Source organism: Aeromonas sp. R1-2, from assembly GCF_040908505.1.
GTDB lineage: Bacteria > Pseudomonadota > Gammaproteobacteria > Enterobacterales > Aeromonadaceae > Aeromonas > Aeromonas veronii.
Map to the genome: position 1 here is coordinate 26,375 of NZ_JBFODU010000028.1, position 16,446 is coordinate 42,820.

Sequence of the window (16,446 nt, forward strand, 5' to 3'; positions counted from 1 at the left end):
ATGGCAGTGTTAAAAGCAGTGGGCCTGCAGAAGAGCTACAAGCGCCGCATGGTGGTGAGTGACGTCAGCCTTGAAGTGGGCACCGGCCAGATTGTCGGCCTGCTCGGCCCCAACGGGGCGGGCAAGACCACCTCCTTCTACATGATCGTGGGGCTGGTACAGCGCGATGCCGGTCTCATCACCATCGACGATCAGGACATCAGCCTGCAGCCCATGCATGTGCGGGCGCGTAACGGCATCGGTTACCTGCCGCAGGAGGCCTCCATCTTCCGTCGCCTGTCGGTGTTCGACAACCTGATGGGCGTGATGCAGACCCGCAAGGGGTTGAGCCGTGAGGAGCGTGAAGACAAGGTTCAGCAACTGCTGGAAGAGTTCAATATCACCCACATTCGCGACAACCTGGGTCAGAGCCTCTCCGGCGGTGAGCGCCGTCGGGTAGAGATCGCCCGTGCGCTGGCGGCCGAGCCGCGTTTTATTCTGCTGGATGAACCCTTTGCAGGGGTTGACCCGATTTCTGTGATAGACATCAAGAAGATCATTCAGCATCTGAAAGATAGAGGCCTTGGCGTCTTGATTACCGACCACAACGTCAGAGAGACTCTGGACGTATGTGAGAAGGCCTATATCGTCAGCCACGGCAAGATGATTGCCGAAGGTGCACCGGCTGACATCCTTGCCGATGAGCAGGTCAAGCGCGTCTATTTGGGCGATCAATTCAGTCTATAGTAAGGGGGCATGCCTTCATTTCCTTTGACGAGTGCCTCGCTGAACATAAGGATATCCCGACGTAGATGAAGCCGACATTACAGTTGCGTCTCGGTCAGTCCCTGACCATGACGCCGCAATTACAACAAGCGATTCGTCTGCTCCAGCTCTCCACTCTGGAACTTCAGCAGGAAATTCAGCAAGCGCTCGAAAACAACCCTCTGCTGGAGCAGGAAGAGAGCGAGGCGCAAGAGACCAGTCCGGAAGCGCCGGTCGATGCCAGCCAGCTGGATTCCAGCGATGCCATGGCCCAGGAGCAGATGCCGGATGAGTTGCCGGTGGATACCACCTGGGACGAGGTTTACTCTGCCGGCACCGCCCAGAGCGCGGGCCCCATCCATGATGGGGAAGATAGCGTCTATCAGGGTGAAACCACCGAAAACCTGCAGGATTATCTGTTGTGGCAGATGCGGCTCACACCGTTCAGCGATGTGGATGCCGCCATCGCGCTCGCCATCATCGATGCCATCGACGAATCCGGTTATCTGACCGTTGCGCTGGAGGATATTCAGGCTGCCGTCACCAGCGATGACGTAGAGGTGGAACTCGATGAGGTCGAGGCGGTACTCAAGCGGGTGCAGCACTTCGATCCGGTCGGTATTGCTGCCCGTTCTGTGCAGGAGTGTTTGCTCATCCAGCTGGATCAGTATGACCCGCAGACCCCCTGGCTCAACGAGGCCAAGGAGGTGATCCTCGAGCACATGGAGCTGCTCGGCAACCGGGATTACCGCACCCTCGCCCGCAAGACAAAACTCAAAGAGAGCGACCTCAAGGAGGTGCTGGATCTGATCCAGCTGCTGGAGCCGCGCCCCGGCAATGGCATCATCCAGAGCGACTCCCAGTACGTGATCCCCGACGTCTCCGTGGTCAAGAAGGGCAGCAAGTGGGTGGTCGAGCTCAATCCCGACTCTGCCCCCCGCATCCGGGTCAACGAGACCTATGCCGCCATGGCCCGCAACGCCCGCAGCAGCACGGATACCCAGTTTATCCGCTCCCATTTGCAGGAAGCCAAGTGGTTCATCAAGAGCCTGGAAAGTCGCAATGACACCCTGCTGAAAGTGGCCAGTTGCATTGTCGAGCAGCAACAGGGCTTTTTCGAGTATGGTGAAGAGGCGATGAAGCCGATGGTGCTCAATGACATCGCCGAAGCGGTAGAGATGCATGAGTCGACCATCTCCCGGGTGACGACCCAGAAGTACATGCATACCCCCCGTGGTATTTTCGAATTGAAGTTTTTTTTCTCCAGCCATGTGAACACCGAAGGAGGAGGAGAGTGCTCATCGACCGCAATTCGCGCGCTCATCAAGAAGCTGGTCACGGCAGAGAATCCTGCCAAGCCGTTAAGTGATAGCAAGATCGCGGATTTGCTGGCCGAACAGGGTATTATGGTGGCGAGACGCACGATCGCTAAGTATCGCGAATCCTTGTTTATCCCACCTTCCAATCAGCGCAAACGCCTGGTTTAGGCAAACAAAAGGATGATGTTATGCAAATTAACCTGACCGGACACCATGTCGAGATCACCGAAGCTCTACGTGATTATGTGAATAACAAATTTGCCAAACTCGAGCGTCACTTCGACCACATCAACAATGTTCATGTGGTGCTTAGCGTGGAAAAACTGAACCAGATAGCGGAAGCCAAATTGCACGTCAGCGGTGGCGAAGTGTTTGCCAACTCTGAACATGCCGATATGTATGCTGCGATAGACACCTTGCTCGACAAGTTGGACAGGCAGATCATCAAGCACAAAGATAAGTTAAATAAAAAATAACCATGCAACTTGAACACATACTGAGTCGGGACTGCACCAAGAGTGCAGTCCCTTGTACCAGCAAGAAACGCGCCCTCGAAATCATCAGCGAGCTGGCCGCCGAACGCCTTGGCACCTCCCGTCAGGCGCTGTTTGAATGCTTGCTGGCCCGCGAAAAAATGGGTAGTACCGGGATCGGTGCCGGTATTGCGATCCCCCACGGTCGCATTGACGATGAGTTCCCGCCAACCGCGATCCTGATGACCTTTGCCGACCCTATTCCTTTCGACTCCATCGACAATCAACCGGTTGACCTGCTGTTTGCCTTGCTGGTGCCGGAAAGCGAGTGCAAGCAGCATCTCAAGACCCTTTCTCTGATGGCTTCCAAGCTGGGTGACAAGGCGGTTTGCCGCCAGTTGCGTCAGGCAACCAGCGACGAAGAGCTCTATCAGATCATGACCTCGGCCTGACAGCAGGCCAAGGATGAGACACCCGTTTTGGCGTGAGGGAACAAGATGCAGTTAATCGTGGTAAGTGGACGTTCGGGCTCCGGTAAAACGGTAGCCCTGCGAGTGCTGGAAGATCTGGGTTACTACTGTGTGGACAACCTGCCGGTCAATCTGCTGCCCCAGCTGATTGTGTCGGTGGAGAGCCAGTATGACAAACTGGCGGTCAGCATCGATGTGCGCAACCTGCCGAGCGATCCGGAGAAACTGGAAAATCTGCTGGCTCAGGTGCGCAATGAGGGGCGGGTAGAGTTCTCCAGCTTTTTCTTCGATGCCGACAACGGCACCCTGCTCAAGCGCTATGGCGAGAGCCGCCGCCTGCACCCCCTCTCACGCAACAAGCTGTCGCTGGATGAGGCGATTCGGGAGGAGACCCACCTGTTGGCGCCCATCTCCTCGACCGCTGACCTGCGCATCGACACCACCACCCTCAGCATTCATGACCTGAGCGAGCTCATTAAGACCCGGGTGCTTGGGAAGAAAGAGAACGAGCTGGTGCTGGTGTTCGAGTCGTTCGGCTTCAAGTACGGCATTCCCAAGGATGCCGACTTCGTGTTCGATGCTCGCTTCCTGCCCAATCCGCACTGGATCCCCGAGCTCAAGCCGTTCACTGGCAAGGATGAGCCGGTCGCCAACTACCTCTCGGCGCAGGCTGACGTGATGCTGTTTACCCAGCAGATCGAAAACATGCTGGTGACCTGGTTGCCCCATCTGGAGCGCAACAATCGCAGCTACCTCACGGTCGGCATCGGTTGCACCGGCGGTCAGCACCGCTCGGTCTTTATTGCAGAACGGCTGGCCAGTGCATTCCGTTTGCTCGGCAAGAACGTGCAGATCCGCCACCGTACTCTCGACAAGAGTGCCCCCCAATCCTGACGGACCAATAGGACGACCCGATGACTGTTTCCGCCTCGGTTGAAGTGAAAAACAAGCTGGGTATTCATGCCAGACCAGCCATGATGCTGTTCGAGCTGGTGCAGGGTTTCGATGCTCACGTGCTGCTGCGCAATGAAGATGGTGTGGAGGCCGATGCTGACAGTATCATCGGCCTGCTGATGCTGGATTCGGCGCAAGGGCGGCAGGTGGAAGTACAGGTTGAGGGGCCCGAAGAGGTCGAGGCCCTGGCAGCCGTGGTGGAGCTGTTCACCTCCGGCTTCAATGAGGAGTAGTCACTCCTCGTTATATGTTATGAACCGGTACGCGCCAGCGCTTTGAAGCTGGCAAAATCGCGACAAGCCAGCAGATTCCTGCTGGCTTTTTCATTCATCAGTGCCAGAAACAGGTCGTAGAGACCCATCGCCTCCTCGTAGTCGGCCTTGCTGATGGCCAGCACGAAGATGAGCATCGCGATTTCCCCGTTGCTCCAATCGATCCCCTGTGGTGCCAGTACGGTGTAAACCAGAGTACGGCGCGCCAGCAGACCGAGGGAGTGGGGCAGGGCGATCCCTTCTCCCAACATGGTGGAGACGATCCGCTCCCGCTCCTGCAGTGAGGCTCTGAAGCCGCTTTCCACCAGGTCTTCCGCCTCCAGCTGATCACAGATACGGGTAAACAGTTCGGCCTGGGTAAGGGGTTCTTTTACCACCATGAAGTGGTCGGCATCGAAATATTTGTCGAGCATGTAGGGGCGGGTGCGGTCGATCAGCACCAGCTTGCCAAGCTGCTCCAGCTGGTATTGGGTCGGGAAGGGGGCAACGAGTACCACGGGGGCGTTTTTTTCGTTCACCTTGACGGTACTGATGACAAAGTCCTGCGCGATCTGCGCCAGACCTTCGTAATCCCGCACCGACTCAAGCGTGGTCAGCTGCAACTGGGGATACTCCCGCTTGATGCGTGCTTCCAGCACCCGGAAGGTGGCGTTGCCCGCATCGCAAAGCAATAGCGCCTGCGGGCGGCGGGTATAGCCGATGTCGTAATGGCGCTCCAGCCCGACCCCGATATGGATCACCAGATAGCCGATCTCGTGATGGGTCAGTCGGTAGGGGGTCTGCTTGATCCACTCCGAAATGGCCGCCAGCGTGATGTCGTAGGCGAGGGGGTAGTACTGCTTGATATGATCTGCCAGCGGGTTGTGGTTGCCAATCTGGTATTTAACCCGCAGCAGCATGGCGCTGATATGGGTTTGCAGGTCGGCCCGCAGCTGTTGGTCGCCTCGCAGGTCGTAAGGGTAGTGTTGATGAATGTAGGTCAGCAGATGTTCCACCAGCTGTTCGCTCTCGGCGGCCATGGCAGGGCTGAGCTGGGGAGTATCGGCAATCAGGCGCGCCTGGATTTGGATAGCGAGACCGGCGATCTCGTCCTCTACGGGGGGCGTCAGGGTGGGTAATACCGCATATATATCGCGAGATACTGCCAGCAGCGGCAGAGTCAGATCCTCGCTGGCGAAGTGGTGCAACTCGTGACCGGATGCCTGACGCAGCAGGGCAACGGCGCAGTAGATGGTGAGCTGCTGCAGGCTCTCGTCAGCGAGACGCAGCTGATGTCGGGCAAGCTGGGCATGGATGTGATTGCCCACTACCTCCATCGTCTTGCTGGGGCAAAGGTTGGGTAGCAGGGTTTGCAACTGGTTGTTGTGCAGCAACTCCTGATAGAGCAGCTGGGTCAAACAGGCACGGATCGCCGTCTCCTCCCCCTGAATGCGCATCCCCAGGCGGGGTTTGCTCTCGACGCTGAGCCTGAAGTGGCTGAGCTGCTCACGGACTTCCGCCATATCCCCCTGCAGTGCCGCCCGGCTCAGATACCAGGTATCAGCCAGCTCATCGAGCTTGATCCCCTGCTCTGCCGTCAATAGCAGGATCTGCAGGTGCAGCACCCGCTCCCGGCTGGTGCGTGGCAGGCCGCTATCCTGACCCTGGGCCGCCAGCAGGGCGTCGAACAGTCCCTGATTGTAGATCTTGAGTTGGTAGCCGCTGCCACGCTGGTGGATCAGGTGGGCGCCGTGGGTGGCAATCAGTTCGTTGAGGGTCGCCACATCGGTGCGCACCGTGCGGGTGGAGACATTGAGGCGGCGAGCCAGCTCCTCCTGTGGCAGCGGTTCGGCGTGGAGCTGGATCAGCAGTTGATGGAGCCTGGGGTGTGGCAGCTTGATCATAGGGGGTATGCAAGACTCCTGTTGCGAGATAAAGGGTCGATGTTAACAAGTGGGTCATCAACAAGCCAGGCACCGGTCAGTGATTAAACCGGCGCCTGTGACTGCCATCAGGCCAACAGTCGTTTCACTATGGCCAGCAGAGTGCGAACATCCTCGGGGCGAGTGTGCCCGCTCGCGCTGTCGATGATGGAGCTGTAGACGTGGGGGATAACCTTTTCGACTCCGGCATCCAGCGCAATCCGCACTATCTCCTCGAAGTTCTCCAGATCGATGCCGCCGGTGGGCTCCAGCCAGAAGCCGTGGCGGGCACAAGCCTCGGCAACTGCCTGATACTCGTCGCGGCAGGCCAGCCCACCCATGGGGAAGAACTTGACTGAGCTGCCGCCCATGTCCTTGAGCAGGGCAATGGCGGTATCGATGGGCACTATGCCATCGGGCTGCCCGGCGCTGAGTGGACCGGTGGAGATCTTTACCATGCCCGGCATGCCGGTAGGGGAGATCAGCCCATTCACCAGCGTTTGTGATTGGCCGAGCAGCGCCCGGCTGGCGCCGACACCGGTGAACACCTGATTGACGTGCTGGGGCTGCAGCTGGCATGCCAGCTCGGCCACCATGGCGGATTGGCGTGGATCGCCGGCGCCCAGTCCGATGGAGAGGGCGTTGTCGATAAGCTTGGCGTACTCCTTCATATCGGCAACTGCGGAGGGAATATCCGGGTAGTTCTTGGAAAGCACACCGACCAGTACGTGGCCTTCGGCTGCGTCGTACACCTCGACGGCATTCTCTTTGGAACCTGCCAGCACGTTGAGACAGACCCGATCACGGTAGTAGTTGGGGGTAAGGGACATCAGCGATTCTCCTGAACGAGGTTGGCAATGGCAGAGTGGATTTGGTCGAGCTGGGGCACGGTGACGCTGCGCACATCGATCTCGATGTGCCCCTCGTTGGCCTTGTAGCCGCGGCAGTAGATGGCAGGCGTGCCCTGTTGCAGACGGCTGACGACCTGCACTGTGGTCATGCCGATCTTTTGGTGGTCAAAAGCGATATCGGTGCGGGCAATGTCGCGTCCTGCGCTGTCCCATACCACCTTGGCGGTGACGCCGGGCAGCAGGTTGAGGCGCTCGATGAAGGGGCTCATCTTGGCGACCATGGCGGCGCCGCTCTCTTTCTCTTTGGCCAGATAGCGCTCTATGGCGTGGGTCAGGCCGAGGATCCCCTCCTTGCCCACCTTCATGGCGCGACCGATGCCATTGGCCTGCTGTTTGACCCACTCCACGTACTGACGCTTGCCCAGCACCAGCCCGCTGGTGGGCCCTTCAATGGCCTTGGCGCCGCTGTAGATGACCAGGTCCGCCCCCTGGTTGTAGTAGAGGCGCAGATCCTCCTCGGCGGCCGCATCGACGATGAGCGGGAGCCCGTGGGTCTTGGCCACCTCGGCGGCCTCTGCCACCGACAGAATGCTCTTCTGCACGCAGTGGTGGGACTTGATATAGAGGATGGCTGCTGTGTTGGCATTGATGGCGGCTGCCAGCTGGGAAGGGGAGCACTCGTTGGCGTAACCGGCTTCCACTACCTTGCCGCCACCCAGATTGACCATGGTACCGACCGGGGCGCCGAAGTTGACGTTATGCCCCTTGGGCAGCACGATTTCACTCGGCACCTCATGGGGATGGGCATGCAGGTGCTCGAGGCGGTAGGGATCGCCGCGCACTATCATGGCGGCGACTGACTGGGCGATGCCGGCGCTGGCACAGGAGACCACCACCGCATCTTCCACATTCAGTAAACCAGCCAGATAGGTGCCGGTCTTGTTGACCAGATCCTTGACCTCGAAGTAGTGGCCCAGGCCAAAATTGACCGCATCGACCACCTCCTGCTCGGGGGTGGAGACGCCGAGAATGGTCATGCGCCCGGAGGCGTTGATCACCGGTTTGAGCTGATATTTCTCATAAACAGAAGACATGGTGTGATTTCCCATAGTGAGTCAGAACCAGTTCGCCACCGACCAGGGCGGCGAGAGGCTGCAGTTGTTGGTCACCGCTGCGGGACTGTGCTTCGGTATCCATAAACAGGGTCGGGCCGCTGGCGACCTCGAACAGGGTCAGGTCGGCATCGGCGCCCACCTCGAGCCGCCCCTTGCCGGATAGGCGCAGGGCATCGGCCGCTTGATGGGTGACGCAGGCGAGCACTTGCTCCAGTGTCATGCCGATGGCGAGAAATTTCGACATCACGTGGGCCAGACTGTAGACCGGCCCCTTGATGCGGTTCTTGCAGTAGATGTCTGAGCTGATGGTGCGGGGCAGGATCCCCTGCCGGATAGCCAGCTCCGCCACCTCGAAGCTGAAGCTGGCGCCGCCGTGGCCGATGTCGAGCAACAGGCCCCGTTTCATCGCCTCGCGCACCGCGACCCGCAGCTCGCCAGCCGGAGTCAGGATGCGGTTCGGTTTGCCGTTGAAGCAGTGGGTCAGCAGATCACCATCCCCCAGCAGAGCGACGATCTCGTCCAGATCCGGCGGCGTGTTGCCCACGTGTACCATCAGCGGCAGCTGGTCGTGAGCCTGCTGCAGCGCCTTGGCCATGCGCAGCGGTTGCAGGCCGTTTTCACCGACCACGCTGCCGCTCATCCGCGCCTTGATGCCGACAATAAAGTCGGGGTGGCGGCGAATGGCTGCCGAGGCGAGATCCATATCGAGGTCCCGGCTATCCGCCAGCTCGTTCTGGCGCAGCAGACCGATACGGGAGATGTTGAGCAGGGCATGCACCCGGGTCTTGCAGCCCGCAGCGATCTGCTGGAAGCCATCCACATCGTCGGCTCCGGTGCTGCCCGCGTCGATGACGGTGGTGACGCCGGACTCTACGCCCACCTTGTCCGGCTCATCGTGATAGATGGGGGAGGCGGGGTAGCAGTGGGTGTGGCCGTCGATCCAGCCGGCGCTCACATGCACCCGGCCGGCGAGATCCAGTGTCTGCCGTGCCGTTGCCGTCTTCGGTAGGGAGCCGATGGCGGCGATTTTGCCCTCCCCGATGGCGATATCGACGAGCTGGCCATCTCCCTGGCGCCCCGCTTTGATGATCATGTCGTACATGCTGATAACCTCTGGCGAGCCGCCCCGCAGGGCGGCTGGTACTTACACAAGGGCGACCGGGAAGAAGGTACCCAGCAGCATGGCCCCCAGAATGGCACCGCCGGTGATGGGCTTGCCCCACACGTAGAACAGCAGGGCACCCAGCAGGGAACCTATACCGATGGGGATGGAAGCGCCCATGGCGGAGAGGATGATGAGGGGACCGAGAAAGCGGCCAGAGCTATTGCCAGCTCCCATCATCACGTCAGCACCGTAAGTGGAGTTGCTCTGGTTGATGGTGAACTTGCGCGCCAGAATGATGACGTAGCCGATGGCCAGACCAATCCCCATGCCGGTTGCCAGCGAGGCACCGAAGTTCTCCACCGGATAGACGATGCCGGCTCCCAGCAGCAGGGCGGGAACGCCCAGTCCGACCCCGGTCTGGATAGCGCCGCCGATATCCAGGATCCCCACCAGGGATCCCTCGATGATGCGGGCGAACAGGAAGCTGGCACCGAACGCGGCTACCGCGCCGTAGGCACCCGTGTCCATTCCGGCTTTCAGCATGGCGACGAAGGCTACCTCGTTGAAGGCACCGACCCCGTACAGATAGAACATGTGGGTACCGGCAAAGACCCCGGCCGAGAGCAGGCCGACGAAGATAGGGAATGACCAGTCGGCATACCAGAAGTTGTTTTTCAGTTTCTCATCCATGGTGTGACCCCTTATTTGCCGCTCAGCAGGTTATGGACACTTTCCAGCCACAGGGGGACACCCATATGGAAGGATTCAATCAGTTTCATGTCGAAGCCGCGGAAGAATCCGCTCAGCACGAACAGCAGGACGATGGCTGCCATCATCACCTTGGTGACATGGTTCCAACCGCTCTCTTCCACACCCTTGCCGATCAGGATGCCGAGCACCAGACCCGGTACCGCGTTGCCCATGATGAGTTGGGCCAGACCGCCGAAGATGGTGGCCCAGAAACCGGATTTCTTGCCCGCTTCGATGGCGGCCAGCCAGAAGATCACCGGCATGACGGTATTGACCAGCAGGTTGGCAGCCGGTACCAGCACCTTGACCGCAGTGACCTGCAGGGCGGCCGGGACGGCAGCAGCCGTACTGTTGAGGAAGGCGACCACGATGGCACCTATGATGCCGCCAGCGATGGCCATCTTTTTCGGGTCGTGCAGAGTGGTGGCGAGATCCCGATTTTTGAACAGCAGTGCCGCCGTGGCCCAGTGCGGGATGATGCGGTGATCCACATCCTGGGTGAAGGCGCCTGCCGCCACGGTCGAGGCCCAGGCGTTGAAGAAGAAGCCCAGACCAAACGAGAAGTGGGAAGCGGGATCCCCCTCGCAGGAGTTAAGTTCGCCCAGGGTGCGGAAGGCACCCATGCCCTGTACGGTCGGGGCGTGGAACATCCGCGCCGCGCCGGCCCCCACCCCGACGCCAACCAGGCCGCCAATGATGAGTGACTTGATAAAAATGATTAGAAACATCCAACGTATCCTTCTTGTGGGGTTGTGCCTGCGCAGGCATCACACCTGGGTGAACGTCACCTTGGCGACATCCAGACTGGTGACCTGAACCTTGATCTCCAGCTGGACGCGGTATTCGCGGTGCTGGCGCGGCAGGAAGAAGAACAGGAACTTCTCCACCCGGACCGACTCCTCGGCTTTGAGCACCTGTACATCGACCGGCTCAATACGCAGCAGTACCTGCTGGTTGTCCTTGAGCAGTGTGGGTTGCACCTGGCTGAGGGCGGAGGCAAACGCCTGCTGGCGGGTCGTCCCCTTGCCGTTGACGATGACCTGGGTGGTGAAGTTCTCTTTCATCAGGCGCGTCCGTGCTTCTTGGCGAAGGCTTCGACCAGCTTCTGGCCCAGCTCTTCCTTGTCCATGAAACCGAAGCCCAGCACCACGCACCCTTCGTTGATGGCGGTGACGCCCTCTTCAACAGAGCGCATGCCGTAGCGGCACTTGTAGCCGTATTTGGTCTGGGCGGTGATCGCCCCGGCGCCGCCGCTGCCGCAGAAGGAGATGCCGAGATCCGCCTGCTCCTTGTTCATCACGTCGCCGAGCTTCATGTCAGCGGCCATGCCGGGGATGATGGTCACGTTGGCCCCGGCAGCTTCCGCGCCTGCGCCCACTTTCTGACCCTTGCCGAGACGGTCTCCAATCACGAGTTTGATGGCTGTCATATCGATTTCTCCTTGAGTTACTGGTTCTGCACCGAGCTGAGTTCGTTTTCTTTGGCGACTTCAAAATGGACGGACAAGAGGTGTGCCTCCTCATAAGCAAGCTGGTCCAGCCAGCTGACGACCTGTTCGGCGAGACGCAGTGAGAGGGGGGAGATCTCTTCAAACAGGCTGAGGTCAACTTCTGGCAGGGGCTCACCGCTGTGGGAGCGCCACACCATGGCTTTGACATGGGAGGCCAGCATCTGCTGCTGTACCTCGTTGGGGATGATGCCCTGTTCGGCCAGCAGGGGATAAATGCGCGCGAGGATATGATCGGTCTGGCGCAGCAACTCCGGGCTGTTCGGGGTCAGGGTCTGGTCGTGAGTCTCTGTTTGCAATGTCTGCTCTCCAAGGCTGGCAGAAGGTATGGCGTTACCCTAAGCCTGCGCGTCGATGTGGAGGAGGCAGTGTTTTTCCGATTCGAAGCGGAAATTCCTGAGGAAATGGCCCCAAAGTGAGCGTTTGGATACTGAAAAGACAAAAAGAGTGCTTATTGGGGCCGGTTTTGTGTGATCGGTAGCGCACAAATCGGGGGGCGGGGGCAGGGCAAGCGTTGCGGGAAACTGTGAGTCATCTCACGGTAGAAACGTTGCCGAGAGGGCAGATATGGAAAAGGGCGGTTTCCCGCCCTTCTCATTAAAAGGAGTGACGCTAGCTGGCCGATGCGGCGCTCGAGCTGGCCGTTCTCTGCTGATAGCGCAGGTCTTCCTCTATGGTGACCACCACTTCCAGCGGCTTGCCGGAGCGGAATACCGAGATGGTCAGCTTGGTGCCGGGGCGGCTCTCGACAATCTTGTCCATGGCGCTGCGCACGCCACTGATGGCCTCTCCGTTGATCTTGAGCAGCACATCCCCTCGCTGCAAACCACCTTTGGCCGCCGGGCCGTTGGGATCCAGACTCTCCACCACCAGACCACGCAGGTCGCCGAGGTTCATCATCCGCGCGACTATGGGGTTGATCTCGACGCTGGAGATCCCCAGGTAGCCGCGGATCACCCGGCCGTTGGCGATCAGCTCATCCATGATCCGTTTGGCCAGCCGGTAGGGGATGGCGAAGCTGATGCCGTAGCTCTCCTGATTGCCGTTGAGGTGATAGGTGGCGGTGTTGATACCCACCAGATCGCCACGGCCGTTGACCAGCGCGCCGCCCGAGTTGCCCTCGTTGATGGCGGCATCGGTCTGCAGCAGATCCTGACGGCCATTGCTGTCGGGCCCCATACTGGAGAGGCCGGTACGGCCGGTCGCACTGATGATGCCCTGGGTGATGGTCTGGCCGACGTTGTAGGGGTTGCCGATGGCGAGCACCACATCCCCCACTTCTGGCAGTCGCTCGGGATCCTGCGGGATCACCGGCAGGTTGTCTGACTCGATATAGAGCACGGCGAGGTCGGTGAGCTGGTCGGTGCCGACCAGCTCGGCACTGAAGACGCGGCCATCCTGCAACGCGACGATGATCTGGTCGGCATCGGCGATGACGTGGTAGTTGGTCAGCACATAGCCGCGCTGGTTCATGATGACGCCAGAACCCAGCCCTTGCGGGCGCAGTTCCCCCTGATTGCCCTGATTGGGGGCAAAGCTGCGGGTGTAGATGTTGACGACGGCAGGGCCTGCCCGATGGGCTGCATAGGAGAAACTCAGTTCACGGGCATTGGTGATGATGCCGGGCAGTTGGGCACCACCGCGAAAATGGGGAAACAGCAGCAACAGCAGCGCCGCGACGGTCAATCCAAAACCGACAGACTTGCCCAAGTAACTGACTAAAGGGGGGATTTTCATGTCATTCTCATCCGTACAGGCTGCGCGCAGAGAATAACACTATCGATGGATAAAAATCACCCGCGGTGAAGGCCGCGGGTGATGGAGGGGTTGGCGAACAACTTGAGCGTTAGCGGATCACCAGATAGAGCGAGGAGTCGCCACGCTGGATGTTGAGCGCCAGCACGTCAGGCTTGTTCTTGAGCGCCTTGGTCAGCTCGCCCAGGGTGTTGATGCGCAGGCGGTTGACCCCGATGATGATGTCACCCTTCTGCAGGCCGGAAGCGGCTGCCGGAGAGCGAGGATCAATATCGGCCACCGCGACACCGGAGACCGGGTCGGTAGTGGTGCTCAGCTTGGCCCCTTCCAGTGCCGGATGCAGCGCACTGGCGCGTACTTCGCTGTCATCAGCCTGCTTCAGGGTCACCTTGGCGGTTTGCGACTTGCCATCGCGGATCAGCCCTAGTTCGACCTGCTTGCCAGCGCCCATGGTGGCGATCTTGGCGCGTAGCTCGCCGAAGGAGCGAACCGGTTTGCCATCGATGCTGACGATGATATCGCCGGCCTTGATGCCCGCCTTGTCGGCCGCCGAATCAGGCATGACCTGATTGACGAAGGCACCATCCTTCTTGTTGTAACCGAAGGTTTTGGCGATGTCGGAGGTAAGTTCGGTGCCGGTAATACCCAGCTGGCCGCGACGTACTTCACCGTACTTGACGATCTGCTCGGTCAGATCCCGCACCATGTTGGAAGGGATGGCAAAGCCGATGCCAATGTTGCCGCCGTTCGGGCCCAGAATCGCGGTGTTGATACCGATTAGCTCGCCACGCAGGTTGAGCAAGGCGCCGCCGGAGTTACCGGAGTTGATGGCCGCATCGGTCTGGATGAAGTTCTCCAGATTCTCGATGTTGAGGCCGCTGCGGCCCAGCGCACTGACAATACCGGAGGTGACGGTCTGGCCCAGACCAAACGGGTTGCCGATGGCTAGCGCATAGTCTCCCACCCGCAGCTCGTCGGAGTCGGCAAACTTGATCTGCACCAGATCCTCGGCCTTGATTTGCAGCAGGGCGATGTCGGACTGCTTGTCTTCACCGATCTTCTTGGCCGCGTACTCACGACCATCCTTCAGATTGACCTTGATCTCGTCCGCCTCGTGAACCACATGGGCGTTGGTGATCACGTAACCCTTCTTGGCATCGACGATGACACCGGAGCCGAGCGCCTGGAATGGCTGCTCGCTCACCTGTTCATCGGGCATGTTGGGGCCGAAGAAGAACTTGAACTGTTCCGGCAGACGCTGACGGGTAATTTTTTTGCCAGAAACCGAGATATTGACCACCGCTGGGGTGACCTGTTCGAGAACAGGCGCCAGGCTTGGCATCTCCTGATTTGAACCTAACAGGGAAGGCAGTGCAGCCTGAGCAGGGGCCGCAGACATGGCGATACCGACACTGAGGGCTAGCACACTGAGCATGGAAAGAGGTTTACGCATATGAAAAACAGCTCCCAGAAAAAGTTGCATTGCAATCGTCAAGGTCAGACCACGGGACTGGCCAATTAGTTCCGCGAGGAACTAGTTTGGTTGCTTGAGCAGTCCGGAAGAGGCGCCAGCATAGTCGCGAGGCGGAACGCCCGGCTCTTCTGCCACATTGGCAGGGGCTTCTTCTACCAATGACTCGCGGAACAGCGGTTCCTGCGCCTTGGCCAGGAATTTGCTCTGCTCGGCCATGTGGCGATAGAGGGTCTGATACTGCTCGGCCAGTTGCTCCATCAGGGCGGCACTGTCGGCGAAGTGGGTGTTGATCTGGCCCTGATAACTCTCGAGCTCCTTGTGGGCCTTCTTCAGTTCCTGTTCGAGACGGCCAGCATCGCGGCTACGCACCGAAAAACGGCCGAGAACGATACCGATAATCAAGGCCGCGACAGCCAGCAGGATCCCAGTTAACAGACTCATAGATGCTCCTTGTTACAGCTAAAACAGAGTGGGTTTATGCGGTCGTCATAACCGCCATGCCTTGATGGCACTATACCGTGCGTCCTGAGGCCGTGATACCATTTTGTCCTCGATTCAGGGACTTGGAGAGGCGCTCAAGGATGACACCGCAGCAAAAATACCAGCAGGATCTGCTGCGCCCCGGCTTTGTGGCCGACCCCGCACAGGGGATGGCCATTAGCAGGCTGGAGCGACTGTATCAGGATTTGCTACGGCGCCCGACTCCGACCAGATCTCGAGGGCTGCTGGGGTGGCTACAAAAGCCCAAGCCGCCGGAGCCCGTCCTCGGTATCTATATGTGGGGCGGAGTGGGCCGAGGCAAGACCTGGCTGATGGATACTTTTTTCGACAGCCTGCCGGGGACGCGCAAGATGCGCAGCCATTTCCACCGCTTCATGCACCGCATTCACGATGAGCTGCAGGGGCTGAGCGGGCAATCCGATCCCCTCAAGCTGGTGGCCAGCAAGCTTGCCAGTGAAACAGACATCATCTGTTTCGACGAATTTTTTGTCTCCGACATCACCGATGCCATGTTGTTGGGCACGCTGTTTCAGGAGCTGTTTGGTCACGGTGTCGTGCTGGTCGCCACTTCAAATATTCCGCCGCATGATCTTTATCGCAACGGGTTGCAGCGAGCTCGTTTTCTGCCTGCTATCGAGCTGATCGAGCGCCATTGTGAGGTACTTAACGTGGATGGTGGTATCGACTATCGCCTGCGTACGCTGGAACAAGCCGAGATTTATCACTGCCCGCTGGATTTGCAGGCAAAAGCCAATCTTGACCACTATTTTCAGCAATTAACCGGCGGACACACGGCTTGCGAGGGGACGTTCGAGGTCAATCATCGTCAGCTGACGTCGCTCGGGATGGGGGAAGGGGTGCTCTATATGGAATTTGAGCAACTTTGCTGTACTCCCCGCTCCCAGAACGACTATATCGAGCTGGCCAGGCTGTTCCATACCGTTCTGCTGGCCAATGTGCAACCAATGGGCACAGGCACGGATGACGCGGCTCGCCGCTTCATTGCCATGGTCGATGAGTTCTACGAACGGCACGTCAAACTCATCATGTCGGCGGCGGTTCCCATGACAGAACTCTACGGCGAAGGGCTGTTGAATTTTGAATTCAAACGCTGTCTTTCGCGGCTTCAGGAAATGCAATCGCACGAATACCTTGCCAGAGTGCACCTTCCTTAGTCACAATACCGCGCCTGCCAGTCGGATGGGCATCTGCGGCAGGTAGGGCCGGGCGACATTTGCTGGTTTCATGGCAGTGA

At 59.3% G+C, this 16,446-nt stretch carries 19 protein-coding genes; 7 read left to right on the top strand and 12 right to left on the bottom strand.

Annotation, left to right across the window (positions count from 1 at the left end; genetic code table 11):
* The 6 genes from lptB to npr all read left to right on the top strand — a co-directional run bounded on the left by lptB (position 1) and on the right by npr (position 4,193).
* Positions 1-726, top strand: a complete 726-nt coding sequence (gene lptB / locus AB5Y76_RS11265) for an LPS export ABC transporter ATP-binding protein (RefSeq protein WP_005336333.1) — start codon at positions 1-3, stop codon at positions 724-726.
* 65 nt (positions 727-791) lie between these two features.
* A complete protein-coding gene (locus tag AB5Y76_RS11270) occupies positions 792-2,231 on the top strand; it encodes an RNA polymerase factor sigma-54 (RefSeq protein ID WP_005336331.1) in 1,440 nt (479 codons plus the stop codon).
* 20 nt (positions 2,232-2,251) lie between these two features.
* A complete protein-coding gene (gene hpf / locus AB5Y76_RS11275; RefSeq protein ID WP_005336323.1) occupies positions 2,252-2,539 on the top strand; it encodes a ribosome hibernation promoting factor in 288 nt (95 codons plus the stop codon).
* A gap of 2 nt (positions 2,540-2,541) precedes the next feature.
* Positions 2,542-2,988, top strand: a complete 447-nt coding sequence (gene ptsN / locus AB5Y76_RS11280) for a PTS IIA-like nitrogen regulatory protein PtsN (RefSeq protein WP_005336322.1) — start codon at positions 2,542-2,544, stop codon at positions 2,986-2,988.
* 45 nt (positions 2,989-3,033) lie between these two features.
* On the top strand, positions 3,034-3,900 hold the full coding sequence (gene rapZ / locus AB5Y76_RS11285) for an RNase adapter RapZ (protein ID WP_021231839.1): 867 nt from the start codon (positions 3,034-3,036) through the stop codon (positions 3,898-3,900).
* A gap of 20 nt (positions 3,901-3,920) precedes the next feature.
* The gene (gene npr / locus AB5Y76_RS11290) at positions 3,921-4,193 is read left to right on the top strand and encodes a PTS phosphocarrier protein NPr (RefSeq protein ID WP_005336318.1); all 273 of its coding nucleotides are present in this window, start codon (positions 3,921-3,923) and stop codon (positions 4,191-4,193) included.
* Positions 4,194-4,210: 17 nt separating this feature from the next.
* Here npr and AB5Y76_RS11295 read toward each other — a convergent pair whose 3' ends face one another.
* The 12 genes from AB5Y76_RS11295 to AB5Y76_RS11350 form a co-directional block, all read right to left on the bottom strand.
* A complete protein-coding gene (locus AB5Y76_RS11295; protein WP_263718017.1) occupies positions 4,211-6,115 on the bottom strand; it encodes a transcription antiterminator in 1,905 nt (634 codons plus the stop codon).
* Positions 6,116-6,222: 107 nt separating this feature from the next.
* A complete protein-coding gene (locus AB5Y76_RS11300) occupies positions 6,223-6,963 on the bottom strand; it encodes a KDGP aldolase family protein (RefSeq protein ID WP_181269563.1) in 741 nt (246 codons plus the stop codon).
* Positions 6,963-8,078, bottom strand: a complete 1,116-nt coding sequence (locus AB5Y76_RS11305; protein ID WP_263718018.1) for a DgaE family pyridoxal phosphate-dependent ammonia lyase — start codon at positions 8,076-8,078, stop codon at positions 6,963-6,965. The genes AB5Y76_RS11300 and AB5Y76_RS11305 overlap by 1 nt, the downstream gene beginning before the upstream one ends.
* Positions 8,062-9,201 (bottom strand): amidohydrolase/deacetylase family metallohydrolase, encoded by a 1,140-nt coding sequence (locus AB5Y76_RS11310; protein WP_263718019.1) that lies wholly within the window; start codon positions 9,199-9,201, stop codon positions 8,062-8,064. Before AB5Y76_RS11310 ends, AB5Y76_RS11305 begins: the two co-directional genes overlap by 17 nt.
* 42 nt (positions 9,202-9,243) lie before the next feature.
* Positions 9,244-9,894, bottom strand: a complete 651-nt coding sequence (locus AB5Y76_RS11315; RefSeq protein WP_005355144.1) for a DUF4310 family protein — start codon at positions 9,892-9,894, stop codon at positions 9,244-9,246.
* Positions 9,895-9,905: 11 nt separating this feature from the next.
* Positions 9,906-10,682: a DUF4311 domain-containing protein gene (locus tag AB5Y76_RS11320; RefSeq protein WP_005355143.1), complete on the bottom strand. Its 777-nt coding sequence runs from the start codon at positions 10,680-10,682 to the stop codon at positions 9,906-9,908.
* A 39-nt stretch (positions 10,683-10,721) separates the two neighbouring features.
* Positions 10,722-11,018 carry a DUF4312 family protein gene (locus AB5Y76_RS11325; protein WP_042079672.1) on the bottom strand — a complete coding sequence of 99 codons (297 nt, stop codon included), beginning with the start codon at positions 11,016-11,018 and terminating at the stop codon, positions 10,722-10,724.
* Entirely contained in the window at positions 11,018-11,383 is a 366-nt protein-coding gene (locus tag AB5Y76_RS11330) for an SFCGS family glycine-rich protein (protein ID WP_005355141.1), read from the bottom strand. Before AB5Y76_RS11330 ends, AB5Y76_RS11325 begins: the two co-directional genes overlap by 1 nt.
* Before the next feature lie 17 nt (positions 11,384-11,400).
* Positions 11,401-11,760: a transcriptional regulator gene (locus AB5Y76_RS11335; RefSeq protein ID WP_263718020.1), complete on the bottom strand. Its 360-nt coding sequence runs from the start codon at positions 11,758-11,760 to the stop codon at positions 11,401-11,403.
* A 313-nt stretch (positions 11,761-12,073) separates the two neighbouring features.
* The gene (gene degS, locus AB5Y76_RS11340; protein WP_005336297.1) at positions 12,074-13,198 is read right to left on the bottom strand and encodes an outer membrane-stress sensor serine endopeptidase DegS; all 1,125 of its coding nucleotides are present in this window, start codon (positions 13,196-13,198) and stop codon (positions 12,074-12,076) included.
* A gap of 109 nt (positions 13,199-13,307) precedes the next feature.
* Positions 13,308-14,669 (bottom strand): Do family serine endopeptidase, encoded by a 1,362-nt coding sequence (locus tag AB5Y76_RS11345; RefSeq protein ID WP_005336295.1) that lies wholly within the window; start codon positions 14,667-14,669, stop codon positions 13,308-13,310.
* Positions 14,670-14,750: 81 nt separating this feature from the next.
* Complete coding sequence (locus tag AB5Y76_RS11350) at positions 14,751-15,131, bottom strand: YhcB family protein (protein WP_005356646.1); 381 nt, start codon at positions 15,129-15,131, stop codon at positions 14,751-14,753.
* A 140-nt stretch (positions 15,132-15,271) separates the two neighbouring features.
* Here AB5Y76_RS11350 and zapE point away from each other — a divergent pair, with 140 nt between their 5' ends.
* Entirely contained in the window at positions 15,272-16,366 is a 1,095-nt protein-coding gene (zapE, locus tag AB5Y76_RS11355; protein WP_259584614.1) for a cell division protein ZapE, read from the top strand.
* Positions 16,367-16,446 lie beyond the last annotated feature (80 nt).

What these genes read in the sequence shown, in the direction of transcription:
- lptB (WP_005336333.1), top strand. Translation starts at nt 1, where the DNA reads ATGGCAGTGTTAAAAGCAGTGGGCCTGCAGAAGAGCTACAAGCGCCGC.
- AB5Y76_RS11270 (WP_005336331.1), top strand. Translation starts at nt 792, where the DNA reads ATGAAGCCGACATTACAGTTGCGTCTCGGTCAGTCCCTGACCATGACG.
- hpf (WP_005336323.1), top strand. Translation starts at nt 2,252, where the DNA reads ATGCAAATTAACCTGACCGGACACCATGTCGAGATCACCGAAGCTCTA.
- ptsN (WP_005336322.1), top strand. Translation starts at nt 2,542, where the DNA reads ATGCAACTTGAACACATACTGAGTCGGGACTGCACCAAGAGTGCAGTC.
- rapZ (WP_021231839.1), top strand. Translation starts at nt 3,034, where the DNA reads ATGCAGTTAATCGTGGTAAGTGGACGTTCGGGCTCCGGTAAAACGGTA.
- npr (WP_005336318.1), top strand. Translation starts at nt 3,921, where the DNA reads ATGACTGTTTCCGCCTCGGTTGAAGTGAAAAACAAGCTGGGTATTCAT.
- AB5Y76_RS11295 (WP_263718017.1), bottom strand. Translation starts at nt 6,115, where the DNA reads ATGATCAAGCTGCCACACCCCAGGCTCCATCAACTGCTGATCCAGCTC.
- AB5Y76_RS11300 (WP_181269563.1), bottom strand. Translation starts at nt 6,963, where the DNA reads ATGTCCCTTACCCCCAACTACTACCGTGATCGGGTCTGTCTCAACGTG.
- AB5Y76_RS11305 (WP_263718018.1), bottom strand. Translation starts at nt 8,078, where the DNA reads ATGTCTTCTGTTTATGAGAAATATCAGCTCAAACCGGTGATCAACGCC.
- AB5Y76_RS11310 (WP_263718019.1), bottom strand. Translation starts at nt 9,201, where the DNA reads ATGTACGACATGATCATCAAAGCGGGGCGCCAGGGAGATGGCCAGCTC.
- AB5Y76_RS11315 (WP_005355144.1), bottom strand. Translation starts at nt 9,894, where the DNA reads ATGGATGAGAAACTGAAAAACAACTTCTGGTATGCCGACTGGTCATTC.
- AB5Y76_RS11320 (WP_005355143.1), bottom strand. Translation starts at nt 10,682, where the DNA reads ATGTTTCTAATCATTTTTATCAAGTCACTCATCATTGGCGGCCTGGTT.
- AB5Y76_RS11325 (WP_042079672.1), bottom strand. Translation starts at nt 11,018, where the DNA reads ATGAAAGAGAACTTCACCACCCAGGTCATCGTCAACGGCAAGGGGACG.
- AB5Y76_RS11330 (WP_005355141.1), bottom strand. Translation starts at nt 11,383, where the DNA reads ATGACAGCCATCAAACTCGTGATTGGAGACCGTCTCGGCAAGGGTCAG.
- degS (WP_005336297.1), bottom strand. Translation starts at nt 13,198, where the DNA reads ATGAAAATCCCCCCTTTAGTCAGTTACTTGGGCAAGTCTGTCGGTTTT.
- AB5Y76_RS11345 (WP_005336295.1), bottom strand. Translation starts at nt 14,669, where the DNA reads ATGCGTAAACCTCTTTCCATGCTCAGTGTGCTAGCCCTCAGTGTCGGT.
- AB5Y76_RS11350 (WP_005356646.1), bottom strand. Translation starts at nt 15,131, where the DNA reads ATGAGTCTGTTAACTGGGATCCTGCTGGCTGTCGCGGCCTTGATTATC.
- zapE (WP_259584614.1), top strand. Translation starts at nt 15,272, where the DNA reads ATGACACCGCAGCAAAAATACCAGCAGGATCTGCTGCGCCCCGGCTTT.